This is a genomic window from Klebsiella sp. 2-CIP_Kleb., from assembly GCF_050378715.1.
GTDB lineage: Bacteria > Pseudomonadota > Gammaproteobacteria > Enterobacterales > Enterobacteriaceae > Klebsiella > Klebsiella quasipneumoniae.
In genome coordinates, this window is the sequence record NZ_JBNRLG010000012.1 from 1 (window position 1) to 25,483 (window position 25,483).

General features: G+C 49.9%; 33 protein-coding genes and 1 pseudogene. 33 read left to right on the plus strand and 1 reads right to left on the minus strand.

Annotation, left to right across the window (positions count from 1 at the left end; genetic code table 11):
* The first annotated feature begins 140 nt into the window (after positions 1-140).
* Positions 141-962, plus strand: coding sequence for a DUF932 domain-containing protein (locus ACQUTP_RS24215; protein ID WP_015065622.1), 822 nt, complete (start codon positions 141-143; stop codon positions 960-962).
* 47 nt (positions 963-1,009) lie between these two features.
* Positions 1,010-1,324 carry a DUF5983 family protein gene (locus tag ACQUTP_RS24220; RefSeq protein ID WP_001568110.1) on the plus strand — a complete coding sequence of 105 codons (315 nt, stop codon included), beginning with the start codon at positions 1,010-1,012 and terminating at the stop codon, positions 1,322-1,324.
* 32 nt (positions 1,325-1,356) lie between these two features.
* Here the strand turns inward: ACQUTP_RS24220 and ACQUTP_RS24225 are convergent, their stop codons facing one another.
* Positions 1,357-1,842 carry a transglycosylase SLT domain-containing protein gene (locus ACQUTP_RS24225; protein WP_001568108.1) on the minus strand — a complete coding sequence of 162 codons (486 nt, stop codon included), beginning with the start codon at positions 1,840-1,842 and terminating at the stop codon, positions 1,357-1,359.
* A gap of 434 nt (positions 1,843-2,276) precedes the next feature.
* On the opposite strand from ACQUTP_RS24225, the gene traM reads away from it, so the two are divergent.
* From traM to traG, 31 genes and pseudogenes are all read left to right on the plus strand, one after another.
* Positions 2,277-2,669, plus strand: coding sequence for a conjugal transfer relaxosome DNA-binding protein TraM (traM, locus tag ACQUTP_RS24230; protein WP_004206766.1), 393 nt, complete (start codon positions 2,277-2,279; stop codon positions 2,667-2,669).
* A gap of 206 nt (positions 2,670-2,875) precedes the next feature.
* Positions 2,876-3,571 (plus strand): transcriptional regulator TraJ family protein, encoded by a 696-nt coding sequence (locus tag ACQUTP_RS24235; RefSeq protein WP_015065624.1) that lies wholly within the window; start codon positions 2,876-2,878, stop codon positions 3,569-3,571.
* An 83-nt stretch (positions 3,572-3,654) separates the two neighbouring features.
* Positions 3,655-4,026, plus strand: a complete 372-nt coding sequence (locus ACQUTP_RS24240) for a TraY domain-containing protein (protein ID WP_004208838.1) — start codon at positions 3,655-3,657, stop codon at positions 4,024-4,026.
* Positions 4,027-4,079: 53 nt separating this feature from the next.
* Positions 4,080-4,448: a type IV conjugative transfer system pilin TraA gene (gene traA, locus ACQUTP_RS24245; RefSeq protein ID WP_004178060.1), complete on the plus strand. Its 369-nt coding sequence runs from the start codon at positions 4,080-4,082 to the stop codon at positions 4,446-4,448.
* A 13-nt stretch (positions 4,449-4,461) separates the two neighbouring features.
* A complete protein-coding gene (gene traL, locus ACQUTP_RS24250) occupies positions 4,462-4,767 on the plus strand; it encodes a type IV conjugative transfer system protein TraL (protein WP_015065625.1) in 306 nt (101 codons plus the stop codon).
* A 19-nt stretch (positions 4,768-4,786) separates the two neighbouring features.
* Positions 4,787-5,353, plus strand: coding sequence for a type IV conjugative transfer system protein TraE (traE, locus tag ACQUTP_RS24255; RefSeq protein WP_428902477.1), 567 nt, complete (start codon positions 4,787-4,789; stop codon positions 5,351-5,353).
* On the plus strand, positions 5,340-6,080 hold the full coding sequence (gene traK, locus ACQUTP_RS24260; protein WP_428902476.1) for a type-F conjugative transfer system secretin TraK: 741 nt from the start codon (positions 5,340-5,342) through the stop codon (positions 6,078-6,080). Before traE ends, traK begins: the two co-directional genes overlap by 14 nt.
* Positions 6,080-7,504: an F-type conjugal transfer pilus assembly protein TraB gene (gene traB, locus ACQUTP_RS24265; RefSeq protein ID WP_040228261.1), complete on the plus strand. Its 1,425-nt coding sequence runs from the start codon at positions 6,080-6,082 to the stop codon at positions 7,502-7,504. The genes traK and traB overlap by 1 nt, the downstream gene beginning before the upstream one ends.
* Positions 7,497-7,916, plus strand: a pseudogene (traP, locus tag ACQUTP_RS24270) (conjugal transfer pilus-stabilizing protein TraP); the annotation flags it as partial. The gene traB and the pseudogene traP, both read left to right, overlap by 8 nt.
* A gap of 205 nt (positions 7,917-8,121) precedes the next feature.
* The gene (traV, locus tag ACQUTP_RS24275) at positions 8,122-8,691 is read left to right on the plus strand and encodes a type IV conjugative transfer system lipoprotein TraV (RefSeq protein WP_015065628.1); all 570 of its coding nucleotides are present in this window, start codon (positions 8,122-8,124) and stop codon (positions 8,689-8,691) included.
* Positions 8,692-8,846: 155 nt separating this feature from the next.
* Positions 8,847-9,245 carry a hypothetical protein gene (locus tag ACQUTP_RS24280; protein ID WP_223177007.1) on the plus strand — a complete coding sequence of 133 codons (399 nt, stop codon included), beginning with the start codon at positions 8,847-8,849 and terminating at the stop codon, positions 9,243-9,245.
* Between the two features lie 28 nt (positions 9,246-9,273).
* The gene (locus tag ACQUTP_RS24285; protein ID WP_032426790.1) at positions 9,274-9,564 is read left to right on the plus strand and encodes a hypothetical protein; all 291 of its coding nucleotides are present in this window, start codon (positions 9,274-9,276) and stop codon (positions 9,562-9,564) included.
* Between the two features lie 23 nt (positions 9,565-9,587).
* Positions 9,588-9,806, plus strand: coding sequence for a hypothetical protein (locus ACQUTP_RS24290; protein ID WP_004171484.1), 219 nt, complete (start codon positions 9,588-9,590; stop codon positions 9,804-9,806).
* A complete protein-coding gene (locus ACQUTP_RS24295) occupies positions 9,807-10,124 on the plus strand; it encodes a hypothetical protein (RefSeq protein ID WP_015065629.1) in 318 nt (105 codons plus the stop codon).
* Between the two features lie 66 nt (positions 10,125-10,190).
* Positions 10,191-10,595: a hypothetical protein gene (locus ACQUTP_RS24300; RefSeq protein WP_023320104.1), complete on the plus strand. Its 405-nt coding sequence runs from the start codon at positions 10,191-10,193 to the stop codon at positions 10,593-10,595.
* 24 nt (positions 10,596-10,619) lie between these two features.
* Positions 10,620-11,018, plus strand: coding sequence for a hypothetical protein (locus ACQUTP_RS24305; RefSeq protein ID WP_015065631.1), 399 nt, complete (start codon positions 10,620-10,622; stop codon positions 11,016-11,018).
* A gap of 71 nt (positions 11,019-11,089) precedes the next feature.
* Positions 11,090-13,729 carry a type IV secretion system protein TraC gene (traC, locus tag ACQUTP_RS24310; protein ID WP_016528865.1) on the plus strand — a complete coding sequence of 880 codons (2,640 nt, stop codon included), beginning with the start codon at positions 11,090-11,092 and terminating at the stop codon, positions 13,727-13,729.
* Positions 13,729-14,118 (plus strand): type-F conjugative transfer system protein TrbI, encoded by a 390-nt coding sequence (gene trbI, locus ACQUTP_RS24315; protein WP_004152506.1) that lies wholly within the window; start codon positions 13,729-13,731, stop codon positions 14,116-14,118. The genes traC and trbI overlap by 1 nt, the downstream gene beginning before the upstream one ends.
* Positions 14,118-14,744, plus strand: a complete 627-nt coding sequence (traW, locus tag ACQUTP_RS24320; protein WP_015065633.1) for a type-F conjugative transfer system protein TraW — start codon at positions 14,118-14,120, stop codon at positions 14,742-14,744. The genes trbI and traW overlap by 1 nt, the downstream gene beginning before the upstream one ends.
* Positions 14,745-14,787: 43 nt before the next feature.
* Positions 14,788-15,747, plus strand: a complete 960-nt coding sequence (gene traU / locus ACQUTP_RS24325; RefSeq protein ID WP_015065634.1) for a conjugal transfer pilus assembly protein TraU — start codon at positions 14,788-14,790, stop codon at positions 15,745-15,747.
* A 12-nt stretch (positions 15,748-15,759) separates the two neighbouring features.
* Entirely contained in the window at positions 15,760-16,398 is a 639-nt protein-coding gene (gene trbC, locus ACQUTP_RS24330) for a type-F conjugative transfer system pilin assembly protein TrbC (protein ID WP_015065635.1), read from the plus strand.
* Between the two features lie 58 nt (positions 16,399-16,456).
* Positions 16,457-18,412 carry a type-F conjugative transfer system mating-pair stabilization protein TraN gene (gene traN, locus ACQUTP_RS24335; protein ID WP_015065636.1) on the plus strand — a complete coding sequence of 652 codons (1,956 nt, stop codon included), beginning with the start codon at positions 16,457-16,459 and terminating at the stop codon, positions 18,410-18,412.
* 31 nt (positions 18,413-18,443) lie between these two features.
* A complete protein-coding gene (gene trbE, locus ACQUTP_RS24340) occupies positions 18,444-18,680 on the plus strand; it encodes a conjugal transfer protein TrbE (protein ID WP_023307536.1) in 237 nt (78 codons plus the stop codon).
* Positions 18,677-18,862: a hypothetical protein gene (locus ACQUTP_RS24345; protein WP_023307535.1), complete on the plus strand. Its 186-nt coding sequence runs from the start codon at positions 18,677-18,679 to the stop codon at positions 18,860-18,862. Before trbE ends, ACQUTP_RS24345 begins: the two co-directional genes overlap by 4 nt.
* A gap of 45 nt (positions 18,863-18,907) precedes the next feature.
* On the plus strand, positions 18,908-19,234 hold the full coding sequence (locus ACQUTP_RS24350; protein ID WP_004152685.1) for a hypothetical protein: 327 nt from the start codon (positions 18,908-18,910) through the stop codon (positions 19,232-19,234).
* Between the two features lie 20 nt (positions 19,235-19,254).
* Entirely contained in the window at positions 19,255-20,007 is a 753-nt protein-coding gene (gene traF, locus ACQUTP_RS24355; RefSeq protein WP_015065637.1) for a type-F conjugative transfer system pilin assembly protein TraF, read from the plus strand.
* Positions 20,008-20,017: 10 nt separating this feature from the next.
* Positions 20,018-20,257, plus strand: a complete 240-nt coding sequence (gene traQ, locus ACQUTP_RS24360; RefSeq protein WP_004144400.1) for a type-F conjugative transfer system pilin chaperone TraQ — start codon at positions 20,018-20,020, stop codon at positions 20,255-20,257.
* Entirely contained in the window at positions 20,229-20,786 is a 558-nt protein-coding gene (gene trbB / locus ACQUTP_RS24365; protein ID WP_004152678.1) for a type-F conjugative transfer system pilin assembly thiol-disulfide isomerase TrbB, read from the plus strand. The genes traQ and trbB overlap by 29 nt, the downstream gene beginning before the upstream one ends.
* A 44-nt stretch (positions 20,787-20,830) precedes the next feature.
* Entirely contained in the window at positions 20,831-21,274 is a 444-nt protein-coding gene (gene trbF / locus ACQUTP_RS24370; RefSeq protein WP_015065638.1) for an F-type conjugal transfer protein TrbF, read from the plus strand.
* Entirely contained in the window at positions 21,252-22,631 is a 1,380-nt protein-coding gene (traH, locus tag ACQUTP_RS24375) for a conjugal transfer pilus assembly protein TraH (protein WP_011977731.1), read from the plus strand. Before trbF ends, traH begins: the two co-directional genes overlap by 23 nt.
* Positions 22,631-25,480 (plus strand): conjugal transfer mating-pair stabilization protein TraG, encoded by a 2,850-nt coding sequence (traG, locus tag ACQUTP_RS24380; RefSeq protein ID WP_015065640.1) that lies wholly within the window; start codon positions 22,631-22,633, stop codon positions 25,478-25,480. Before traH ends, traG begins: the two co-directional genes overlap by 1 nt.
* The last annotated feature ends 3 nt before the right edge of the window (positions 25,481-25,483 follow it).

The window sequence follows — 25,483 nt, forward strand, 5'->3', positions numbered from 1 at the left end:
CCTCGCGGCGAACGGCTCTCAAACGGGTGAAGGTTATATCCAGGGGGCAGGTTCAGCAGGTCCCCGCACAAAGTCAAAACCGCGGCCCCGGCAACTCAACGGGTGATGGTTAAAAAATTAAACAGGTGAAGGAGAATAATATGCGTTTAGCATCCCGATTTGGACTTACTCATTCCATTCGTCAGGAACGCCCACTGACTAACGATGAATTGGTCAAGGTTGTACCTTCTGTGTTTTCAGAAGAAAAGCATAATTCACGTAGTGATCGCTATACCTATATTCCAACCATTACACTGCTGGATAAATTACGTGAAGAAGGTTTCCAGCCATTTTTTGCCTGTCAGTCACGAGTAAGGGATGAGGATAAACGGGGGCATACTAAGCATATGGTAAGACTTCGCCGTGAAGGGGCCAATAAAGGAACAGAAGTACCCGAAATTATTCTTCTTAACTCGCATGATGGATCGTCCAGCTATCAAATGATACCGGGTATGTTCCGTTTTGTATGCACAAATGGCCTTGTATGCGGTACGTCGTTTGGCGAGATTCGTGTACCTCATAAAGGTGATATTGTTGGGAGGGTCATAGAAGGTGCTTACGAAGTTCTGGGCATTTTCGATAAAATTACTGAAGGCGTTGATGTCATGAAGTCTATTACATTAACCAAAGAAGAACAGCGTCTGTTTGGACAAGCTGCATTAACCTACCGATACGATGATGAAAATAAAGCACCAGTCAGCATTGAACAGATAATTCATCCGCGCCGTTATGAAGATAAAAAAGATGACATCTGGACTACATATCAAAGGGTCCAGGAAAATCTGATTAAAGGCGGTTTGCCTGGCCGAACTGAAAAAGGGAAAAGAACAACAACCCGGCCAGTAAAAGCAATCGATGGTGATGTCAAACTCAATAAGGCATTGTGGTTAATTGCGGAGAAATTCCGCACTCTTAAAGGCTAATTATAAGCGCCGGGCAGCTGTCCGGCGTTTTGACGGTGGGAATACTTATGTTTGAATTTAAAGCTGTGTGTATCAGTATTTCACATATGGAAGAAGGTGATATCAGAGTTCTTCAGGTGCTTTCATCAACAACCAATTATCTAACATGCGATAGTTACTTAGAGTGGATACATGATACACCTTATGGTTGTGTTATAAGAATGTATGATTTCAAACGCCATCTTCTGGCGCTAAAAAGAGGTGGGGTGTCTAAATTTTTACGCAAAAATCTCATACTAATGCACCGGGAGGGCGGGTATCTGCTTTTTCATTTTGATAGTGATGCCGATTATTATCCAGGTATAGATGCCGTAGATTTTTAAGAAATTCAAGCCTTCTTATATCAGAAGGCTTTTTAGTTCATGGCGATTTTCTGATCTTTAGAAGAAGTTCGTTTGCTTGCTTTGATAGCCGTGTAGTAGTAATGGATCTTCTTCGCATACTCGTAACGTCTTGCTGCCTGGCGCGGGGTCTTTTTGAAGCCTGCATTGTATGCCCCGACTGCATCCCACGAAACGCCCCACTTTTTAAACGCCTGAGCCAGATAATAGGCTCCGGTGTAGATGTTAAGACAAGCATCGCTAAGAAGATGATCCGGTTTTATTCCATATCGCGACAGTTCGTTGAAATGCTGCGAGTCAATTTGCATCAAGCCTGATCCATAACCCGTAACAGGATTACGCCCAATCGCATCAATTTTAAATCGTGATTCTTGCCATGATATAGCACGCAGGAGATCCGGATCAATTTTGTAATCCCTGCCAGCCATATCAAAGCAGTCTGCTGCCATTGATGACAATGGTATTAAAGACAGGATGATACCAAACGCTACTCCCTTCATGAATTCCCCTCCGTGCCAAATCCCGGAATAACCTTAACCCATCCAAGACCGAGACTCAACATATATGCACTCCTCACCACAAAATGACCACACCCCACGCAAAATTAAAATTTTGCAGATTTATTATTTAAACCATAGAGTTATGCTCAACTAAATTACACTATCTTTCATTATGTAATATAAATATGAATCGCAGATGAATCGCTAACGATTCACTTATAAATCGTGGGTGAATCAGTAACGAATCAACCCTTATGAAATCTAGCTTTATTGGCGAATTGACTCTAGATTCAATTCGTGGTGTGATTCGCCTTATGAATCGAGTTTCAAGGCGGTGAATCTAGATTCGAATCGCGAATTGAATCGTTGGTGAATCGTCTGAATTGGTTGGCTGTAAATAGTATCAAGATTTCTTTTTATATTAAGGGATGGATATGGCAAAGATACAGGCATATGTTAGCGATGAAGTTGCTGAAAAAATTAATGCCATTGTGGAGAAACGGAAAGCTGAGGGCGCCAGGGAGAAAGATGTTAGTTTTTCCAGTGTGTCTACGATGCTTGTCGAGTTAGGCTTGAGAGTTTATGAAGCGCAAATGGAAAGGAAAGAAAGCGGCTTTAATCAGATGGCTTTCAATAAGGTTTTGCTTGAAACAGTTTTGAAGACACAATTTGCAACCAACAAAATTTTGGGAATTTCTTGTTTGAGTCCACATATCTCAGGTAACCAAAAATTTGAGTGGCGATTTATGATTGATAACATTCTGGAAGACACTAAAGAAGTGGTCGATACATTCTTTCCAGAATCAGAAGATGGTGACGAAGAGTAAACTACACAACATTAAGTTATCTAGATTATTAAACTAAAATATAAAAAATAAAAGCGGAATGATCTGCGTATTTTTAATGACAGGGAAGTGGGTTACATTTATCATAGTTTGAGAGGCTAAGGTCTCACAAAATTTGAGAATCGCTGATGTGAAGGGTTGGCCCCCTTCACATCAGCTGCCCATAGAATCCTGTTGAGGAGGCTCCTATGTGTTCGATGGATCGTATTGAAAACACCAACTGTAGTCAATTGGATTTCTTTCGTGAAATGCAATTAACTGTCAACCTTTCTAGCCATCCTGCTTGTATAAGGCTCCGTGATGGATCCTTTTCCCATTTCAATCATTCTTTCGCTACAACTTTTCTGCACAATATTAACGTTAACATATGGTTTAACCGTCTGGAAATCTCCTCTTCTTTACGTCTGTCAGCTCTTGACGCAGAAGTTTACTCAGGCGATCGAAAAATGCTCGTTGAGGAAAATTTGCCCATTAATGGGAACCGATGGGATTTTATAATAGAACGGATGTCATTTGATGGAACAGAGTTCACTCTGTGGAAGTTCTGTCATCTTCAACGAGGCGGTTTTTTACTGTCTCCTGTTCGTTCAGGTTTTATAAAAAAAATCAACGAATTTAAAAATGCAGTCGGTTTTTTAACTGATGTTCAGATTGAGACTCTGGCTCTATATTCTTTTGGTGCCTCCCACAATCAGATCTCAGAGGTTTTAAATATAGCAATTGGAACATCGAAAAACAGGGTGAATCGTATTCTTGCTGCTTTACCAATCCGCACGAGAGAAGAGGTATTTTATTTTTTATTCGCCAGTGGAATGGCCTTTTCATTCTGTAAGGTTGTTACAGACTTAATTGGAAGTCGTGTTAATAAATTGTTAAATAAATAGTGACCTTTTGTCTATTGTGTTAAGGTGTTTTATTTGTGAGACTACTCCTATTGAAAAGTAGAGTGGAGGTGCAAGTGAGGCGAATGACTACTCGTCCGGCATTAGGTCCATGCGTAAGTTTTAAACTTGATGAAGATACGCATCTGAAATTGGTAAATGCCAAAGAGAGAAGCGGACGTAGTAAGGCTGGGGAGGTTGTGCTTAGGGTTAAGGATCACCTTTTACGCTATCCAGATTTTTATCCAACTGTAACATATAAGAGTGTGAGTTTTGGTCCTGTTGTTATGGCCCGCTTTGATGAGGATACAAACAAAAAACTGATTGCAGCTAAAAATAAAAGTAACAGAAGCAAGTCGCATGAAGTTTATCTTCGTCTTAAAGCACATCTGTTCGAATTTCCTGATTTTTATAGTTCTGAAGTCGAAGTGATAAGGAGGTCAGTATCTGAAACATAAGTAGTCCCGAAGGTATTACCATTTAAACATTATCTATTTAAAAGGAAATAAATATGAATGCTGTATTAAGTGTTCAGGGCTCTGCTGTCCCTGAAAAAACCAAACCGTCTTTTATGTCCCGCGTTTTCAATAAAAAGAAAGCCCTGAAAGCCGCTAAAGTTGCGCTGCCGGTTGCTGCTGTGGCGGCGTTCTTCCCGGATGCTGCGATGGCCACCACCACGGCAACCGACCTGATGAAGTCCGGGGATGCGACCGTTAAAGGCACGTTTGGTAAGCAATCCAGCGTCGTCAAATGGGTGGTTTTGGCAGAAGTTGTCGCCGGCGGCATCATGTACATGATGACCAAAAACGTGAAGTTCTTGTTTGGCTTCGCGATTATTTCCACCTTTATCACCATCGGTATGTCGGTCGCCGGTTACTGACAGGAAGCACGTGATGACGGGAGACGAATTAAAGCGATACCGTTTCCCGGAAACACTGACTAACCAGTCCCGCTGGTTTGGCTTATATCTCGATGAACTTATCCCGGCCGTGATTTGTCTCGGCTGGGGTTTCTGGACCAGCAAGTTCATTTTTGGTATGGCTGCAGCGGCACTGGTTTTCTGGGGTATCAAGAAACTGAAAAAAGGGCGGGGCAGTTTCTGGCTACGCGACCTGATTTACTGGTATCTGCCAACCTCCCTTCTTAAAGGTTTCTTTCATGATGTTCCGGACTCCTGTTTCCGGCAGTGGATTAAATAAATCAACGGGGAAATAACATATGGAACATGGTGCCAGACAAAATACCACCCGCGTTATCGCTGTGGGATTTATCAGTCTGGGGACACTCCTGACCCTCAGTCTTGCGACCAATATTATCCAGGGCATAAATAATTACCGTCTGCAGACGGAACAGAAAGTGGCGGTGACACCGATGTTATTCCGTGCCCCCTTTGCGGTGTCTCAGAACCAGGCTGACGCTTCTTATATTGAGCAGCTGGGCCTGTCCTTTGTTGCCCTGCGTCTGAATGTCACGCCGGAAACGGTTGATGCCCAGCATCAGCAGCTTCTCCGGTATGTATTACCCGCTGCGCAGAACAGCCTAAAGGTCCAGCTGGCTGAAGATGCGAAACGCATTAAAGACAATAACGTTAATGCCACCTTTTATATGACCTCGATCCGTGCGTGGCCGGCAGAGAACCGCGTGGATATCCGGGGTGAGCTGAAAACGTGGATAGGGGATTCCAAACCCTACAGTGAAATTAAAAGTTATGTCATTCAGTTCAGTCGTGTCGATGGTGTCAGCTGGCTGGCGCGTTTCGGAGAAATAAATAATGAAAAAAAATAACCCGTTATTTATTTCAGGTTGTCTGCTGTTGGTCGCCCCTGCGATGTCAGCGACCCTTAGCGGTACGCTGGCGCCGACAGTGGTTCCCCTGACCAATGGCGGTCAGGCAAATATTGCCGTGAGTAACACCGATCCGAATCTGTTCACAGTACCTGGAGATCGCATCACGGCGATAAACAGCCTGGACGGCGGCCTGACAAACCAGGAGCAGACCGACAGCGGCGGCGCCATTCTGGCGACCGTCAGTAAAAAACCATTCACCTTCATTGTGGAAACCGAACGCGGGCTGAACTTCTCCATTCGTGCCGTGCCCCGTGCGGGCTCAGGCCGGACAATTCAGCTGGTCAGCGAGCTGGCGGGTACCCCCGGTCCGGCAAAAGCCTGGGAAGAGTCGAATCCCTATGAATCGTTACTGGTTTCGCTGAATCGCGCCGTGCGTCAGGGCAGCGTACCCGATGAGTATCAGTCTGTCCCCGTCACTTCTGAAGTGCTGCAGGTGCCGGCTGGTCTGCGCGCCACTGCCGATCGGGTCTGGGTCGGTCATCACCTGAAAGTTGTCCGTTACAGTCTGGACAATGTCTCCCTGTCGGCCCGTATGGTGCGTGAAAGCGATTTCTGGCAGCCCGGAACACGTGCGGTCATGTTCAGTACCCCGGCGGGCCTGCTGACTGCCGGTGGTCGCATGCAGATCTGGGTCACGACGTCAGATGAAGGAGTGAAGCGCTGATGGCCAACTTCAACACGCTGATCAAACGTAAACAATATATCTGGCTGGGACTCATTCTGGCGGGCGGCGCAGCAGCCGTCGGAGGCGGGCTGTATCTGTCAGATCTGAACATGAGCTCTGATGAGGAAGCCCCGGCTCAGGGCGAACCCGCGCCGGATATGACCGGGGTGGTCGACAGCAGCTTCAACAGTAAGGTGGAGCAGCACGCGACCACCGAAATGCAGGCGACTGCCGCTGATCTCAACAAGCGTTTTGACTCCCTGCAGGGGGAAGTGGAACTACTGAGTAAGGCGCGAACCGCTGACCAGATACGTATTGACAAACTCAGCAGTGACAATGAAGCCATGCAGAATCAGCTGAAGGCGCTGGGCGTGAAACCGGCTGTCTCTGGTGGCGAGCCCGCGCCGACTCCTCCGTCACCGCCACCCGGTCCGGAAGGGGAGCCGCAGCCAGCCAGTTATCCGCCGCAAACCGGCGCCGCGGTACCGCCTCCGACGGCATTCTATCCGGGGAATGGTATGACACCGCCGCCGCAGGTCAGCTACCAGTCTGTACCGGTACCAAACCAGATACAGCGTAAAACGTTCAGTTACGACAAAGGAAAAAAAACGAAGTCATTGCCGTACATTCCGTCGGGGAGCTTTGCAAAAAGCATGCTTATCGAGGGGGCAGATGCCAACGCGTCTGTTACCGGGAATGAATCAACTGTACCGATGCAGTTGCGTATCACCGGTCGCGTGGAAATGCCAAACAGCAAAACCTACGACCTGACAGGGTGTTTTGTGGGCCTTGAAGCCTGGGGCGATGTCTCCAGCGAACGCGCCATTGTCCGTACCCGCAATATCAGCTGTATCAAAGGTGATAAAACCATCGATCAGCCCATTAACGGCCACGTTTCCTTTATGGGGAAAAACGGGGTTAAGGGAGAGGTGGTGATGCGTAACGGAAAAATCCTCGGCTGGGCATGGGGGGCCGGTTTTGTTGACGGGATTGGTCAGGGCATGGAACGGGCTTCACAGCCGGCTGTTGGCCTGGGGGCAACCGCATCTGTTGGCGCCGGTGACGTTCTGAAAATGGGGGTCGGCGGTGGTGCATCTAAAGCTGCGCAGACGCTGAGCGAGTACTACATCAAAAGGGCCGAGCAGTATCACCCGGTCATTCCGATTGGTGCCGGCAACGAAGTGACCGTCGTGTTCCAGGATGGATTCCAGCTGAAAACGATTGAAGAACTGGAAGCGGAAAAGAACGGGCAACAGCAGGCTCAGAATCAGGAGGCGGAGCCGGCACAGCAGGCTGATGCACATCATCAGTCAGGCGGCGGTATGAACGGATTCAATACTGACGAGATGCTGAAGAAGCTGGGCAAACTTGATCCGCGTGAGTTCTCTCCGGGCGCAGCGCCGCAGGGGGAAAATAATGGCTAAGTCTCTCATTACTGCTGTTCTGTCTGCACTGCGCTGGGCTCACTGGCTGGTTAAGTGTGCGGTGGTGTATCCGCTGGCCATGATGATGTTACTGGTTGTTCTGGTGTTCCGGACGGGACCGTACACGTTCGGCCAGACGCTGGTGAAAACCGTAGAGTCTGTGCAGCAGGAGGGATATGTCATTCAGGACTGCACGTGGCCGAAAGAACTCAATGGTGATGCGGTGAACACACCACTGCCTCCGGTTTTACAGGAAGACTGCACCACCGTCAGTACGGATGCGGCAGGGTATGCAGCATATATCGACCAGAGCTATACGCATAATATTCTCTGGCTCTGGCTGCTGATGGCGGTGGTGTTTACCGGGATGGCTGTGGTTTTCCGTAGGACTCCTTTCCGCAGGGGATTTCTCGGGTGAAGGATGTCAGGGGGGGCCTGCGTAATGAACAGGAAGCAGGAGAAAAAGGAGCCTAAGCCTGTACCTCAATCTGCAAATTATTTAGACCCCAAACTTTATGAGGAGCTTGTAAGGGCTGCTAATAATCTTGCAGAAGCAGTATTCAGGAAGACTGACTGGAAATCGATTTTTAAAAAATAAACAGATTACGGGTGAATATATGAAGGAATTAATGCTGTTAATTCCTCTGGGCAGCGCTTTGCTCTTAACCGGGTGTGCGGGCACAGAGACCGAATTTCAATGTAATGCCACGACGTCGGATACCTGTATGACGATGGAGCAGGCAAATGAAAAAGCGAAGCTGAAAGAGGAACGCAGTGATGCAAAGCCGGCTGCGGCCGGGTTGCCACAACTGGCTGAGGGTAATTTCAGAACCACATCAGTTAATTCGTACCCGTTGCCGCCACAGCCAAATTTAATGCGTCCCGGAGCAACGACAACTGCACCGACTAATACAGTAACGTCAGGATTGCTGACGAATAACAGGAAAGTCAGTACGCCGGTGTATCGGCCCGTGGCTGTAGCGCCAGCTGTTCGACCAGTGAGTGTATCAACTTTTACATCGCCGGTGACGGTTCCTGGTAATTATCCCCGGCCATTAAGAAAAGGGGAGGAGACAACGTCATTGTGGATAGCGCCGTACGTGGATGCAGATGATGTATATCACCAGCCAGCAACGGTTCTTTTTGTCGTGACACCATCGGCGTGGGGACAACCTCGCCTTAATTGATTCACAGCGCCATTACTGGCGCTGCAGTAAGTTTTCATTTCTGAATTATAACGAGTGCCCTCTGCGTTGAAAGGGATGGGCGGTAGCGTGCTCAGACGCAGATATTACGCTCATGTATCTTTGTGTAAGGCGTTATTTAAATAGGTGGGTTGATTATGATTAATCTCTTAACATTCTCTTATAAGCTTGTTCGGGCTGACTCATTTTATATATTTTATTTTTTTCTCGCTATTGGTATGGGAGTGATAGTTGGATTTTTTGCATCAAGGGCGTTTGAGAGAAGGGTGTGGCGCGTATGCATGTTCTCTGGGGTTTTAATTCTTCATGTTATAACTGCCCTTGTTATTTTGTCACCAGAGGATGCTTATAAGGAAATGATTTTAAGAAAAAAGAATACAATGAATACATTAACAAACTGCAAGATATCAGCTTTTGATGCTCAACAAGGATTTAATGGGCGCAAAGATGCCTGGTCCTGTCCTGACGGAACAACCCGCTACCTTCCCGTTAAGTACAGGCCAGAAGGAAGTTTATCTGAAAATAAAGTGCAATGATGTTATTTACTGAAAGGAAAAGCTTGTTATGAGAGAGTTATTCGGATGGGCGATGTGGCTGGTGTTTTTATTGGCAGGTTATGTCCTGCTATTTTCTACTGACAGTAATACAGTACCCGAAGCGCTTTCTCATCACTGGAAAAATGACTGCCGGTTGCTTGAGACTAATATTGATAAAGGGTTTTTCTCTCCTGCGCAAAATCGACTTCAGTGTGGTGATGTTATTGAAAATGTCAGCAAGGCTGATTATGACAGAGCGATAAGTGGCGATAAGCAAACAACTCTCGCAGAGGCAATGAAAGAAATATTCATTCGTTAATATATAAACAGAGGCAATAAAGTATGCATGCCTTTATTTTTCTGGTGCTGATGACGCCGAGTAGTGGTGGTGGAATTTGGGATATTACTCCCATGCCTAATACAGATGTCTGCATAAAAATGCTACGGGTACTCGAAGCACGTGGAGGCAGAGGTTACGGAAGTAATACAGGAGAGTGCATTGAAATTAAAACACGCGAGCCTCTGAACAGCGTGATGGAAACATTGAGTGAGGGTGGGTAAATGGCTGAATCTCTGTTAAGTTTTGATAGTGATGGTTATGTACGACTGTTTTTTGCAATGGCAATCATTATCTGTGGTTACGGCTATGTAATTATGGGTGTTTTTATAAGAGATGCGCTTTCCTATATTTTAATGTTGTTTGGGCTTACAGGTCTCAGTGCTTTATTTTCTTTCATGGTATTCATGGATAAAAACATGTGGGCCGGTTCTCCTGATTTGACTCTGTCAGTAATGACGGGATTTTTTACAGCCACAGTGATCTTTTATATGTTTTATGTCTTGATTTATTCCTTTGATCGGATGGGGGCAGGTGAATAGTAAGACCGATGGTCAGTATTAACAATCTCACGTTATTTGAAAGTATGCAGCATAAGGAATAAGAAAGTGAAAGCGTACTATATACTTGGACATAACGTTGCATGGCTTAACGGTATATGCCTGATTCTTTTTGTTATTGGTGTGGTCGGTGCGCTGGCAATGGTTGCCATCCCTGAAAAATTCAATCTTCGAGTTAACAGAGGCGATACATTCATATACTGTGCGCTTATGGCGGTGGTTGGGTTTTGCGGGATGTTCGTTATCTCCATTCACTCATTTTCGATGGATGAACTTGAAGCAGGTAGACACTGGAAAAACGACTGCAATACACTTGAAGTAAACATACCGACAGGCGCTTTTACCAGCCCTGTAAATAAACTGGACTGTGATGGCATCATCATTAATGTGCCTGGTAGGCAGTATTATTCGTATATCCATCAGTGGGAATTATATAAAGCTAACAAAAAATGAAATGCTGGTTAAAATAAATAGGGGATGGATATGATGCTGTTTTTTAGAAAGTATGGTTTTTTGTTTATCCCTCCAGTCTACTGGCTCATCTATCTGGGAGTCAGGCTGACGTACAATGGACTGGCAGGAGAGTTTTCTCCTGATTTCTTTCAGGGTATTCGACATGAAGGCCTCTATATTATCTGTAGTTTGTGTGTGTTTTATTTTTTCTGCCTGGAGGTGGAAATTAGTGATGGGGAGTTCTCAGCGAACCTTCTGTTCCTGATTGTTTTCTTTCATGTGGTTTTATTATTTATCACTCTGCTTATTTGTTTGTGGCAAGGGGCGATGTTGTTGGATGCGATCTTTATGGGCCAGATTATTGCCTCCATGTGTTTATTGTTTTTCATTCCTGTGCTTTCCATTATAAGAAGGAGTTTCTAGTGCGGCTATGAATATTCTTCTTGCCATTTATTACCCTTGTTGTTTTGAAATACTTTTAAAGGAACGACCGCATGAGTAATAACATCATTGATACCGTCACCCAGGCTGTGAATTCACTCGTATCAGCACTGAAGCTGCCCGACGAATCCGCTAAAGCCAATGACACGCTGGGCAGCATGAATTTCCCCCAGTTCAGCCGTATTCTGCCCTATAAGGATTATGATTCCGCGACCGGTCTGTTTATTAATAACAAAACCGTCGGTTTTATGTTTGAGGCGCGTCCTTTACCCGGTGCGGATAAAAGTATCGTCGCAACACTGGAGCATTTACTGCGCAGCAAACTGCCCCGGGGCGTCCCGGTCAGTTTTCATCTGGTCTCCAGCAAACTGGTCGGCAATGATATCGACTATGGTCTGCGTGAATTCCGCTGGAGTGGTAAACAGGCTAAGAAGTTTAACGCCATTACCCAGGCCTACTACCTCCGGGCAGCGGAGACGAAGTTCCCCCTGCCTCCTGATCTGGATTTGCCCCTGACGCTGCGTAACTACCGCGTGTACATCTCCTGCTGTGTACCCAGGAAGAAGAACTCCACCACGCAAATTGTCGAGATGGAGAACCAGATAAAAATCCTGCGGGCGTCACTGGGCGGTGCCTATATTCCGACGCGTATCCTTGATGCTGCCGGGCTGGTCGAACTGATGCGTGAGCTGATAAACCCGGACCCGCACGAAATGTACCGCGTACCGTATAAGCTGGACCCCTATCAGGATCTGAACTATCAATGTGTCGATGACAGCTTTGATATGCAGGTCACCGCCGGTCATCTGAAAATTGGCCGCCTGGGGCGCGACGGGAAAGAGTGCGTGACCCGGGTGACGAGCTACCATCTGGAGAGTGATCCGGAAATGGCCTTCCTCTGGACCGCTGCGGACAACTACGCCAACCTGCTTAACCCGGAGCTCTCCATTTCCTGCCCCTTTGTCATCACGCTGACGCTGATGGTGGAGGACCAGGTGAAGACCCAGAACGAAGCCAACCTGAAGTTCATGGACGTGGAGAAGAAAAGCAAAACCTCCTACGCGAAGTACTTTCCGAACGTGATAAAGGAAATGCAGGAGTGGGGCGATATCCGCCAGCGACTGTCGACCAACCAGACCTCCCTGGTGTCCTACTTCTTTAATATCACCACGTACACCGCAGACAGCACAGAGGCCTCTCTCGCCGCTGAACAGCAGGTGCTCAACAGCTACCGTAAAGGCGGTTTCCAGCTTATCCCGGCCCGCTACCATCACCTGCGTAACTTTCTGGCCATGATGCCGTTCAAGTGTGGTGAGGGTCTGTTTAAAGAGCTGCAGGCGGCAGGCGTGGTTAAGCGGGCGGAGACGTTCCAGGTGGCTAACCTCCTGCCGATCGTCGCTGACAGCCCGCTGGCGCCGGCGGGACTCCTGGCGCCCACCTACCGAAACCAGCTGGCGTTCATCGACCTGTTCTACGAGGGAATGAACAATACCAATTTCAACATGGCGGTCTGCGGGACGTCCGGGGCGGGTAAAACCGGTCTGATTCAGCCCCTCATTCGCAGTGTGCTCGACTCCGGCGGGTTTGCCTGGGTGTTCGATATGGGCGATGGCTATAAGTCCCTGTGTGAAAACATGGGGGGCGTATATCTCGATGGCGATACCCTCAAGTTTAACCCGTTCGCCAACGTGCTGGATGATGCTCACTTCGACATGTCAGCAGAACGTATACGCGATCAGATGTCGGTGATGGCCAGTCCGAACGGCAACCTCGATGAAGTCCATGAAGGCTTGCTTCTGCAGGCAGTTCAGGCGGCCTGGTTAAGCAAACGTAATCAGGCACGCGTTGATGACGTAGTGCAGTTTTTACAGGACGCGAAGGACAGCGATGAATATGCTGATTCCCCGACAATCCGGGGCCGTCTGGACGAGATGATAATCCTGCTCGATCAGTACACGGTGAATGGGATCTACGGGGACTATTTCAACTCAGATAAACCAACACTCCACGATGATGCCCGGATGGTGGTACTGGAACTCGGTGGCCTGGAGTCGAGGCCCTCTCTGCTTATCGCTGTGATGTTTTCATTGATTATTTACATCGAGAACAGGATGTATCAGTCACCGCGTGGCCTGAAAAAACTGAACGTCATCGATGAGGGCTGGAAGCTTCTTGATTTCAAGAATGAAAAAGTGGGTCAGTTCATCGAGAAAGGCTACCGTACCGCGCGTCGACATACCGGCGCATACATCACCATCACGCAGAACATCGTCGACTTCGACTCCCCGACCGCCTCCAGCGCCGCACGTGCAGCGTGGGGGAACTCATCGTACAAGGCCATTCTGAAGCAGTCAGCCAAAGAGTTTGCCAAGTATAACCAGCTGTACCCGGATCAGTTCAGCAAGCTGGAGAAAGACATGATTAACGGCTTCGGCTCGGCAAAAGAGCAGTGGTTCTCCTCCTTTATGCTGCAGGTGGAAGCGAACTGCTCCTGGCACCGCCTGTTCGTCGACCCGCTCAGCCGGGCGATGTACTCCTCCAAAGGCCCGGATTTTGAGTACATGCAAGCGCGCCGGCAGGAGGGGGTCGATATCCACGATGCGGTGTACGGACTGGCGTGCCGCAACTTTAAAGACGAAATGGCTGAGCTTGAATCCCGAATACCGGTGAATGACATGGAGGATAAACAGTGATGAAAAACAACACCGAACAACCGGTCAGTACGACCTCTCATCCCTTTCGCCGGATACCCGTCATCGTTGCTCTCGTGTTTTTCGCCCTGGCAACCAGCGCGTTTCTCTCGCGCGTGGTTCTGGAGTACTCCACGCCGCGGGTGGTGGCTTTTGATATGAAGAAGACGCTCGACAGTTTTATGGACAGTGTGAGTCAGAAGCAGCTGACAGAGGCACAGTCAAAAGCGCTCTCTGATCGGTTTAACGACGCGCTGGAGAAGAGTCTGGCGGAGTATCAGCAGCAGCATCATGTGGTCATTCTGGTTTCACCTGCCGTGGTTCAGGGCGCGCCCGATGTGACCCGCAACATCCAGCACGACATTGCCCGCCGCATGAAAGGAGAACAGTAATGTTACGACTGAAAGGCTGTCTGCTCGCCGCCTGTCTGCTATCGCCGCTGACTCAGGCGGCTGATCTCGGTACCTGGGGGGATTTATGGCCCATCCGGGAGCAGGACATGCTGCAGCTCATCACGCAGCGTCTGCAGTCGCTGCAATCTTCTGGCCAGTGGGACCAGACGATGGATGCGTTTAAGCAGCGGGTTATCGAGAACAGTCAGCGTCCGGCACCGGTGGAGGGCATTAAGCGTGCGGAGAAATACGAGCAGCGCTGGTTTGATCCCAGCATCCGCCTGACCGAAGACCTGAAGGACAATGAGGGGCGGGTGTTTGCCCGCAAGGGCGATGTGGTGAACCCGCTTAAAACCGTACCGTTTGTCCAGACTCTGTACTTCATCAATGGTGACGATGCCGACCAGCTGGCCTGGATGAAGCGTCAGGTGCCGGAAACCCTGATGAGCAAAATTATCCTGGTGCGTGGCAGTATCCCGGACACCTCCGCAGCGCTGGACAGCCGGATCTATTTCGACCAGAACGGCGTACTGAGCAAGCGATTTGGCCTGACGGCAGTCCCGGCGCGGATCACGCCGGCGCCATCCGGTGAACGCCTGAATATTGAGACCTTCCCTGTAAAATAAGGATGTTTCTGTGAAAACCCTGACGCTTTTCCTGAGTGCCCTGATGTTGTGGGGGTACAGCCTCAGTGCGGCTGCTGATCCCTCCTGTGAGGGCCGGTTTGTTAACCCGATCACCGATGTGTGCTGGCGCTGCATCTTCCCCCTGTCGCTCGGCAGCGTGCAGGTTGGTAAAGGCGATCTGCCTGATACCAGCAATCCGGGTAGTCCCCTGCAGCTGTGTCCGGCGCCGCCACCGATTTTTGTTCGCCCCGGCCTGGCCATCGGGTACTGGGAGCCGATGGCCATGACGGACGTCAGCCGTTCGCCTGGCTGTATGGTCAATCTGGGGGGCTTCAGTATCAATCTCGGCAAGACCGGTATGGGGACCGCGAGAAAGGACGACAAGCAGGTGAACGGCGCTTTTTATCACGTTCACTGGTACAAGTACCCGCTGACCTACTGGCTGAACATCATCACCTCCGCAGGCTGTCTGGAAGGCGGAGACATGGATATAGCCTATCTGTCCGAGATTGACCCGACCTGGGTGGACAGCAGCCTCACCACCATTCTGAATCCGGAAGCCATCCTGTTTGCCAACCCCATCGCACAGGGGGCGTGCGCGGCTGACGCTATGGCCAGCGCGTTTCATATGCCACTCGATATTCTGTTCTGGTGTGCCGGCTCTCAGGGTTCGATGTACCCGTTTAGCGGCTGGGTAAGCAACGAGTCCAGTCCGCTGCAGTCCTCGTTACTTGTCAGCGAGCGCATGGCGTACAAGCTTCACCGGCAGGGACAAATTATGGAGAGCATCGGGAAGGACAAGGCGGTCTGCTATGAGTATCCGTCCCCGATCATCCCCAAAGAGCGCTGGCGCTATCAGATGGTGAACATGTACCCGGACAGCGGCCAATGCCATCCCGTGGGGCGCAGCGTGATGCGCTGGGAGGCCGGTAAAAATCCACCCAACACCCGTAAGAACTATGGCTATCTGATGTGGCGTAAACGCAATTGTGTCTTTCTCTGACAGGAGTCTCTCATGAAATTAATGAATCTGTTTATGGTCATGCTTTTGCTGACCGGACGAGCAGTGTTGGCTGAAACCTCCTCTGTTACAGACAGAGAATGGCTGAAGCAGCAGGAGAACCTCAGCGAACAGCTGCGCCAGCATCCGGATAAACAGCTGCAGCAGGAGCTTGAGGCGCAAATCAACCGTAATCCTCTGCCCAAATCAGACCGCCAGTTTATCGATAATCTGGTCAGCCAGCAGAAAGCGGCGAATCAGGAAAAGCCAGCAGAAGGGGCGCTGTACTTTGTCTCCTTCTCGATACCTGAAGAGGGGCTGAAGCGGATGCTGCACGAAACCCGGCAGTACGGCATTCCGGCGACACTGCGTGGGCTCGTCAATAACGACATGAAGACCACCACTGACGCGGTGCTGCAGCTGGTGAAGGATGGCGTGACCGACGGAGTGCAGATCGACCCGACACTATATACGCAGTACAGCATCCGGAGTGTGCCGTCTCTGGTGGTACGGTGTCAGGCCGGGTATGACGTGGTACGCGGTAACATTCACGTCAAACAGGCGCTGGAGAAAGTGGCACAAACCGGTGACTGCGCACAGGTGGCCCGGCAGATGCTTGATGCGCCCTCGAATGCCGCCGGGAGCCAGCCATGAAAGATAAACCGTACTTCATGGCGTTACCGGAAATGGTGAGGGATGAGGGAGGGTGTAAATGAAGACGGTTATTTCCGTGCTGACCGCGCATTTTTTTGTCCTGAGCGCCTTCATCTGGCTGGCATCCCCCGCCTGCGCTGACAGTGGAAGTGACTATAAAGCCGGTTCGGATTTTGCGAAACAGGTGCAGGGCAATGGTCTGAACTCACTAAAAAATTTCAGTGGTGAGCAAAACCTGCCGGGGTATACCGACAACCCGGATCAGACCAAATACTACGGCGGCGTCACTGCCAGCGGAGACAGCTCTCTGAAAAGCGATTCAGCCCTGGAGTTCAGCCAGGGAGATACCGGCAAAACGATTACGGAGTCGTTCACGAACCGGCCACCGGATCAGATATCTCAGGATGCGCCGTTTATTCAGGCCGCAAAGGATACAGAATCCCGTGCCGACAGCATTGTCGGTGATACCGGACAGTCCTGTACCGCCCAGGTTGTGAACCGCAGCGAGTTCACAAACCATACCTGCGAACGTGATCTGCAGGTGGAAAATTTTTGCACACGGGAAGCGACCCTGAAGGATAACGCCACCACGCAGAAAGTTAACCGAACCTATCAGCAGGTGGTGACGCTGAATTATGCCCGGAGTACCCGGCAATGGAGTGGCAACCTGACGATCCCGACCAACGGTCGTCTGCTGAATGCCTCGGTGGATGGTGAGCCTCTGGTGATCCCCTGGATTGAAGAATGCGATTCCGAAGGGAAGGTGCGGGATAGCTGCAAGAGTGCAGTCAGTGAAAGCCTGACCCTCTTTGAACGAACGTTCCCCATAGATGTGATCAGCTGGCCACGTTCAGAATCGATGTGTTCAGGCGGTCAGAACACGCATTGTACGAAATATACCTATGACGGGAAGGGGAAGATTCATCAGTCGTTTGGTGTGGACAAAGCGGTTACTGCAGGGCAGAACTTTTCAGTAAGCAAAACATCACGGACCGTATCATCGGGTAGCCAGAAACCCGTACAGGTCACGGTCACCCTGGTGATGGAAGAAACCGAAACCGTCTACGCACCTGAAGTCGTCTGGGTTGAAAGCTGTCCGTTCAGTAAGGATGAAGGAAAAAAAACGGGGGAGGAATGTATCAGTCCGGGAGGAACGCGAACCATCACCCTCGGAGGCAGGGATTACTCGTTCACGGAAGCCTGCTGGAAATATAAGGATACCTGGCTCACGCAGCCGGCGGACAGCGGCTCCTGTGAAAGCCTGATGAAAAATACGGCCTGTACTCTGTCATCCCGCCAGTGCGCCTTCTCCAGCGAGGAAGGCACGTGCCTGCATGAATATGCAACGTATTCCTGCGAAACCAGGACGAGTGGCAAGCAAATGATCTGCGGCGGTGATGTCTTCTGCCTTGATGGTGAATGTGACAAAGCCACGTCCGGGAAGAGCAATGACTTTGGGCAGGCGGTATCTGAGCTGGCGGCACTGGCAGCCGCGGGGAAGGACGTCGCGGCACTGAACGGGGTGGATGTCCGGGCCTTCACCGGAAAAGCGAAGTTCTGTAAGAAATTTGCTGCCGGCTTCAGTAACTGCTGCAAAGACAGCGGCTGGGGCCAGGATGTGGGGCTGGCACGCTGCAGCAGCGAGGAAAAGGCGCTGGCCAAAGCGAAAAAAGACAAGCTGACGGTCAGTATCGGGGAATTCTGCTCTAAAAAAGTTCTGGGTATTTGCCTGGAGAAAAAAAGGAGCTATTGCCAGTTCGACTCAAAACTGGCGCAGATCGTTCAGCAGCAGGGAAGAAACGGTCAGCTGCATATCGGTTTTGGCGGCGCCAGCAGTCCTGACTGTCGGGGCATTACCACCGCGGAACTCCAGGGGATTGATTTTAACAAGCTTGATTTCACCAACTTTATGGACGACCTGATGAAAAATCAAAAAATACCGGAAAACGATGTTCTCACCAATAAGACCAAGGAACGAATTAAGGAAATCATGAGTCAGCAATCCGCGCAATAAACCATGCTGACTAATAAAGAGACCGATAATCATGAAAATTAATTTTCACAAACAGCCTGCCATTGATTTTGCCCTGAGATTAACGCTGACAGTAATCATTATTTCACCGGTGATTTATTTCTCCTGGGATGCCGTCAAAGGGACGTCGGGTAGTGATTATGTCGAGAGTGTGGTTTTTATTGTTGCGGTTGGTTTTTTCTGGTTCGTGAGCTATCTCTTTTTTAGTTCGCTTGCCGCGTTGTTACGGAAAAAGACGGAGGAAGAATGAAGACGGTGCGCAGGTTTAATAAGTTTAAAGATTGGTTCAGGTTAGCAGGGGTAATCCTTATTCCTGTTCTGTTGATAATTAACATGGCAAAGTTATTAACGAGCGATGATGGGTTCGTAATTGTTAGATCTTTATTGTTTATTTTTGTTCTCAATATTATAGCCAGACGATTAATGCCATAAAGACGGACGTCACCGCTTTAATCAGCAAAACAGACAGGAGTGTTCATGGAAGAGAAAAAAGCATACGGGCTGGTCATGGTGTTTGTCGGGGTGTTTGTCCTTATCCTGGTCAGCATAATGTCGTACAGCCTGTGGCGGGACAGGCAGGTTAACGCATTTATGACCACCAACCGGGCCTGGGGGATCCAGTGCGACACTGTTTCTCAGGCCGCGTGGGTGGTCAGGGACGGGGAGCGGGTGGACCTTCAGATAAATCATCTGCCTCTGTACTGCAGCGGTTACCGCTTTGAAGCCCGTGATGATGCAGGAAAGATACAGCGCCAGCTCGATAAATACAGTGTCTATCAGCATCTGTCACGCCAGTCGCAATAATTCATAAAAGGGTATTTGCCATGCGAACAATACATGCCGCCATGCTGGCGGGATGCCTTTGCTGCGCCCTGATGCCGGCTTTCGCCAAAGACGCGGGCTGGCAGTGGTACAACGAGAAACTTAAGCCCCATGATGAGGAAAGGAAAGCCGCACCAGCGGCACCACCGCCGCAAATGGATATTCTGGAGAAACTCGCCACACTCCAGGCGGCCACCAAACGGTCGTTGTACGAAGCCATTCTGTATCCATCGTCTGAAAACTTCGTTAAGTATTTCCGGCTGCAGAACTACTGGACGCAGCAGGCAGGTTTGTTCTCGATGAGTGCGAAGAAAGCGATGCTGGAAAACCCCGAACTCGATTACAACCTGCAGCACAGCTACTACAACGGCACGGTAAAAAACCAGCTCGCTGCCGACTATGCCGAACAGCGACAGGCTATCTCCACCCTCGCACAGCACTACGGCGTGATGTTCTTCTACCGGGGCCGGGAAGCGATCGATGGCCAGCTGGTCCAGGTGATTAAAAATTTTCGCGAAACCTATGGCCTGAGCGTGATACCGGTGTCGGTTGACGGAGTGATTAACCCCATGCTGCCCGATAGCCGGACGGACCAGGGCCAGGCAGAGCAGCTTGGCGTGAAGTTCTTCCCCGCGATGATGCTGGTTAACCCGAAAAGTGGCCAGGTGAAGCCTCTCAGTTACGGCTTTATCAGTCAGGACGACCTGGCGAAACAGTTCCTCTATGTCTCCAGCGACTTTAAACCGAATTTCTAAGGAGTGTGTCATGCGAAATATTCGTTTTCCGGATTTAGATATCACCGGGATGTGGGTGCTGGCCGTGGGCGTGTTTTTCCACCTGATAGCCAGGCTTGTCAGAAAACAGCCTGAGCTGGCCGTCCAGGCCGGGGAAATCTTCGGGCTGGGTATGGTGGTGTTCGGGGGATACCGCATTCTAAACGCCCTGATTGCTGAAGCCGAAAAAGAGGAGAAAGCCTGTGAAAAACAGCCTGATGAACCTCGCTAAGACGCCGCTGGCGGCACTGGCTCTTTCCCTTGCACTGGCCGGGATGGCACATGCGGGAACGCTCGATGAGGTGAAGTCGCTCTGGGATCCGCGGGGTATCTCCGGTACTGAAACGGCCTCCCCGCAGAGCGACACTCCCCAGGCGGTGAGCGGGGCATCTCAGCCACGCTGGTTACGACTCAGCAACGGAAAGCAGGTGGACCTGCGCGACTGGAAAGTGGTGCTGTTCATGCAGGGACACTGTCCCTACTGTCATAAATTTGACCCGGTGCTGAAGCAGCTGGCCGGACAGTATGGCTTCTCCGTGTTCTCTTACACCATTGACGGACAGGGTGATGACGCGTTTCCGGAAGCGCTGCCGGCGCCTCCTGACGTGATGCAGACCTTTTTCCCCAATATCCCGGTGGCGACCCCGACTACGTTTCTGGTGAACGTAAACACGCTGGCAGCGTACCCGATCCTGCAGGGCGCCACGGATGCACAGGGCTTTATGGCCAGAGTGGATACGGTATTTCAGATGATGCATTAGCCTCTGTTATATCCGGTCTTAGCAAGTGATTAAGGAAAATAGCCATGAACAAATATATACGTTCGACGGGACTGTACGCGTTTTTATTTCCAGCAAGTTTAAAGGACTCCGGGCAGACAGCAGCCGAAAAAATAGAACAACTGAAGCCGGAATTTATCCACCGGGAAAGGCGTCTGGAAATCTATCTGGAATTATTCATTGTGTTTCTCACTGCAGGTGCTCTGCTGTTATGGATAATGAGATTTTTATTTAATATCTGCGTGGATGACTGGATAGCCAGCGGCGACCTGCGAGTAAAAGACCTGTGGAATATTATGATGTACGCCATCCCTTATGCGCTGATTGCTGTTGGGGTGGGGTTCTTTGTTGCCGGAGTGACATTAGCGATCCGCAATTTTTTCAGTTATCACCTGAAGACCCTTTTTATTCTGAGAAATGACAGAGTTAAAAAGAATGCTGTGCGTAATGGAGGACTGGATGCGAATTAAACTTCTGTCACTCTTCTGCGGTGCCGTGCTTGGCCTGTCATTTAGCGCCGCCGCCGACGTGAATGGCGATATGAACAACTTCTTCAATAAGCTGGGCTTTGCGTCCAATACCAGCCAGCCGCAGGTCTGGCAGGGACAGGCTGCGGGTTATGCCTCCGGCGGTTCGCTGTATGCCAGAACGCAGGTGAAAACGATCCAGCTGGTCAGCATGACGCTCCCTGATATTAATGCCGGCTGCGGAGGGATTGATGCCTATCTGGGGTCATTCAGCTATATCAACAGCGAGCAGCTGCAGAGGTTCGCAAAACAAATCATGAGCAACGCCGCGGGGTACTTTTTTGATCTCGCTTTGCAAACCACGGTACCGGAGATTAAAACCGCAAAGGACTTCCTTCAAAAGATGGCCACTGACATGAACAGCATGAACCTCAGTTCCTGCCAGGCTGCTCAGGGAATTGTGGGTGGCCTGTTTCCTCGTACCCAGGTCGCTCAACAAAAGGTCTGCCAGGACATTGCCGGTGAAAGCAATATCTTTTCGGACTGGGCCGCCTCGCGCCAGGGTTGTACGGTGGGCGGCAAGATGGACAGCGTCCAGGATAAGGCCAGCGATAAAGACAAAGAACGTGTGATGAAAAACATCAACATCATGTGGAATGCCTTATCGAAGAACCGGCTCTTCGACGGCAATAAGGAGCTGAAGGAATTCATCATGACGCTCACCGGTACGCTGATTTTCGGGGAGAACAGTGAAATCACGCCGCTGCCGGCACGCACCACTGACCAGGATCTGATTAGAGCCATGATGGAGGGCGGCACGGCTAAAATCTACCACTGCAATGATTCGGATAAGTGTCTTAAGGTCGTTGCTGATGCGACCGTGACCATCACTTCCAATAAAGCGCTAAAAAGCCAGATTTCCGCTTTGTTAAGCAGTATCCAGAATAAAGCAGTGGCTGATGAAAAACTGACGGATCAGGAGAAAGGGTTTATCTCCAGCACCACCATTCCGGTATTCAAATACCTGGTCGATCCGCAGATGCTCGGGGTGTCTAACTCACTTATTTACCAGCTGACGGACTATATCGGCTACGACATCCTGCTGCAGTACATTCAGGAACTTATCCAGCAGGCCCGGGCGATGATTTCAACCGGTAATTATCCCCAGTCGACAATGGATATGATCATGGAAAACCTCAATCAGGCGAGTGTCCAGATTGCCGCTTTTCAGTCCCGTGTTCAGGTTCAGCAGGACGCCTTGCTTGTGGTTGACAGACAAATGAGTTACATGCGCCAGCAGGTCTCTGCCCGCATGATGACCCGCTACCAGAATAACTATCATTTTGGGGGGAATCTGTAATGCTTGAGATATATGCCATTGCTGGCGGCGACTGGTTACGGGGCAACCTGAACGCGATTGCGGCGTTTATGGGGACCAGCACATGGTCGACTATAGAAAAGATGTGTATCGCCATCTCGGTACTCATTGTGGCGGGGAACTGGGTAAAAAAACACAACGTAATGGACCTTATTGGCTGGGTCTTTTCCCTCACCCTGGTCTCTATGCTGGTTGTCATTCGTACCCCTGTGCAGATCATCGATTACAGTAACGTTGCGCAGGTCTATGAAGTCGATAATGTGCCTATTGGTCTGGCGATTCCGGCGTCGCTGACAACACGGGTAGGAAACGCGCTTATCCAGAGTTATGAGATGGTCTTCGCTCTGCCGGACAGTGTCACGTACAGTAAAACGGGGATGTTATTTGGCAGTAATCTGGTCGCGAAAAGTACGGATTTTTTGTCACAAAATCCTCAGATTACGACGCTGTTTTCCGATTACGTACAAAACTGTGTGATGGGCGATATTTTCCTCAATCATAAGTACTCTTTTGAGGAATTACTGAATTCACCTGATCCGTATACCCTGATTTTTGCAAACCCGAGTCCACTGCGTGGCGTGTTTGACAAAAACAACCAGTTCCAGACATGCGAGGAGGCCTCACGGGATCTGAAATCGGCTCTCGCGCTGGATACTCAGACAGGCGGTAAAACCTGGAACTACTATGTTCGTCAGCTGTTTGGCGGCAAACCTAATCCCGATCTGCTTTTCAGCCAGATGATTGGCGACAGCTACAATTACTTCTACAGCTCGGGACAGAGCGCCGGGCAGATTATCCGCCAGAACGTCACGATGAACGCCCTGCGCAGTGGGATCCAGAGTTATGCGGCCCGCAGCGGGGACACCGCCAGTCTGGTCAATATGGCTAACACATCATCCCTTGAAAAGCAGCGGCTGGCACAGGCCACAATGGGGCACCAGGCGCTTCGCACACTTCCGCTGATGCAGACCGTTATCATGGGGATAATGATTGGGATGTTCCCGATCATGGTGATGGCCGCCATGTTTAATATGATGACTCTGCAGGTGCTAAAGGGGTATGTGTTTGCGCTTATCTGGCTGCAGACGTGGCCATTACTGTTCGCCATCCTGAACAGCGCAATGGCCTACTATGCGAAGCAAAATGGCGTCCCAGTCGTTCTCTCTGAGTTGTCGCAGGTTCAGCTCAAAAACTCGGATATTGCGACCACCGCGGGCTATATTGCCGTGATGATACCGCCTTTGTCGTGGGGGATCGTGAAGAGCATGGGAGCAGCCTTCTCCAGTGCCTACAGCCATTTTTCTTCATCGGGGCTCAGTGCAACATCGCAGGCTGCCTCCGGCGTGGTGGACGGCAATTACTCTTTCGCCAACATGCAGATGGAGAACGTCAGCGGCTACAGCTGGGGTACCAACAGTACAACCAGTTTCGGACAGATGTCACGGCAGCTGGCGAATGGGGGCATTAGCACGCAGACGAGGGATGGATCGATGGTCTGGGACAGTAGTGGTGCAATGTCAAAACTGCCGGTGGATATCAACGTCGGTCGTCAGATAGCCAGTGCGCAGCAACAGATGGCCCGTGAGGCTGATGTCCAGGCCGAAAGCGCGCTGCATGGCTATAACAGCAGCGTGACAAGTGCATGGAATAGTCTGCAGCAATTTGGTACCAATAAAGGGAACAGCGCCTCAACAACGACCGGAGCTGATACTACCGAGTCTTCGCAGGACTCGATGGCCAGAAGCAAGATGTGGAATGCGGTTGTTGCTAATGCGAAAGCCAACAACATCAGTAATGAGGAGTCTTTCCAGCAGTTGATGGATGATTCAGCTAAAAGTACGCAGGGCGTTGATTTATACGGATCTGGTAAGTGGAGTTCAGGGGATCAGCTGTTTGGTAAGCTAGGTAAATGGGGAACTGGGTTATCTGCTGAGGCCGGAGTTAAAGGCAGTGCGGGTTGGACCCACAGCTCGGGTAACACAGATAATGTTGGCACTTCCGGTCGTGAATCGAATGACAGCCGACATGATACCAGTAGTCAGGCGGCCAAAGACTTTAAGGAAGCATCCGATTACTTTACCAGCCGCAAAACCACCACATCGGGCAACATTACCGATAATAATGCCAGCTCGCGTGTTGACCAGTTTGCCGCGTCACTCTCCAGTGCCAAAAACAGCTATGACCAGTATACAAGCAGCCGGACACGCAGCCATGAGTACAGTGAGATGGCGTCACGCACAGAGAGCATGACTGGCCAGATGAACGAAAACCTGACTCAGCAGTTTGCGAACTTTGTTCAGCATCGTGCTCCACAGGATGCCGAGGCCATTCTGACCAATACCAGTTCTCCTGAAATTGCGGCGCAGCGTGAAGCCCTGGCGCGTGAATTCGTCAAAGAGCAGGTAGAACCCAGGGTTGATGCTGCGTATCAACAGGGTCGTGAAAGCATTGGACAGAATATGGCTGGGGTGTCAGGTGGTGGTGACAATGGATCGGTAATGGCCGACTACCGACAAAATTCTGGTCGTATCGATGCTATGACGCAAGATGCGGGTATTAAGGATAATGTGGATCAGAAAGTTGGTGGGATGATTACAGAGAATAAACAACAGCAGCAGGAAACCCGCGAAAACATACAACGGCAAGGCGCAGAGGTGAAAAATGAGAATACTGAAATGGAAAAGGACCATAAAACAAAAGCAAATGAGTTTAAAGGTGATTATAATGAAAGAAAGAGTAAGGTGAAATCTTTACCAGGAGCTGACTCGCCTACTGAGTTAGAGGCAAAAGCGGCGAAAATTCAAAAGGATTATCTTGATGGTAAAAGGTAAAAA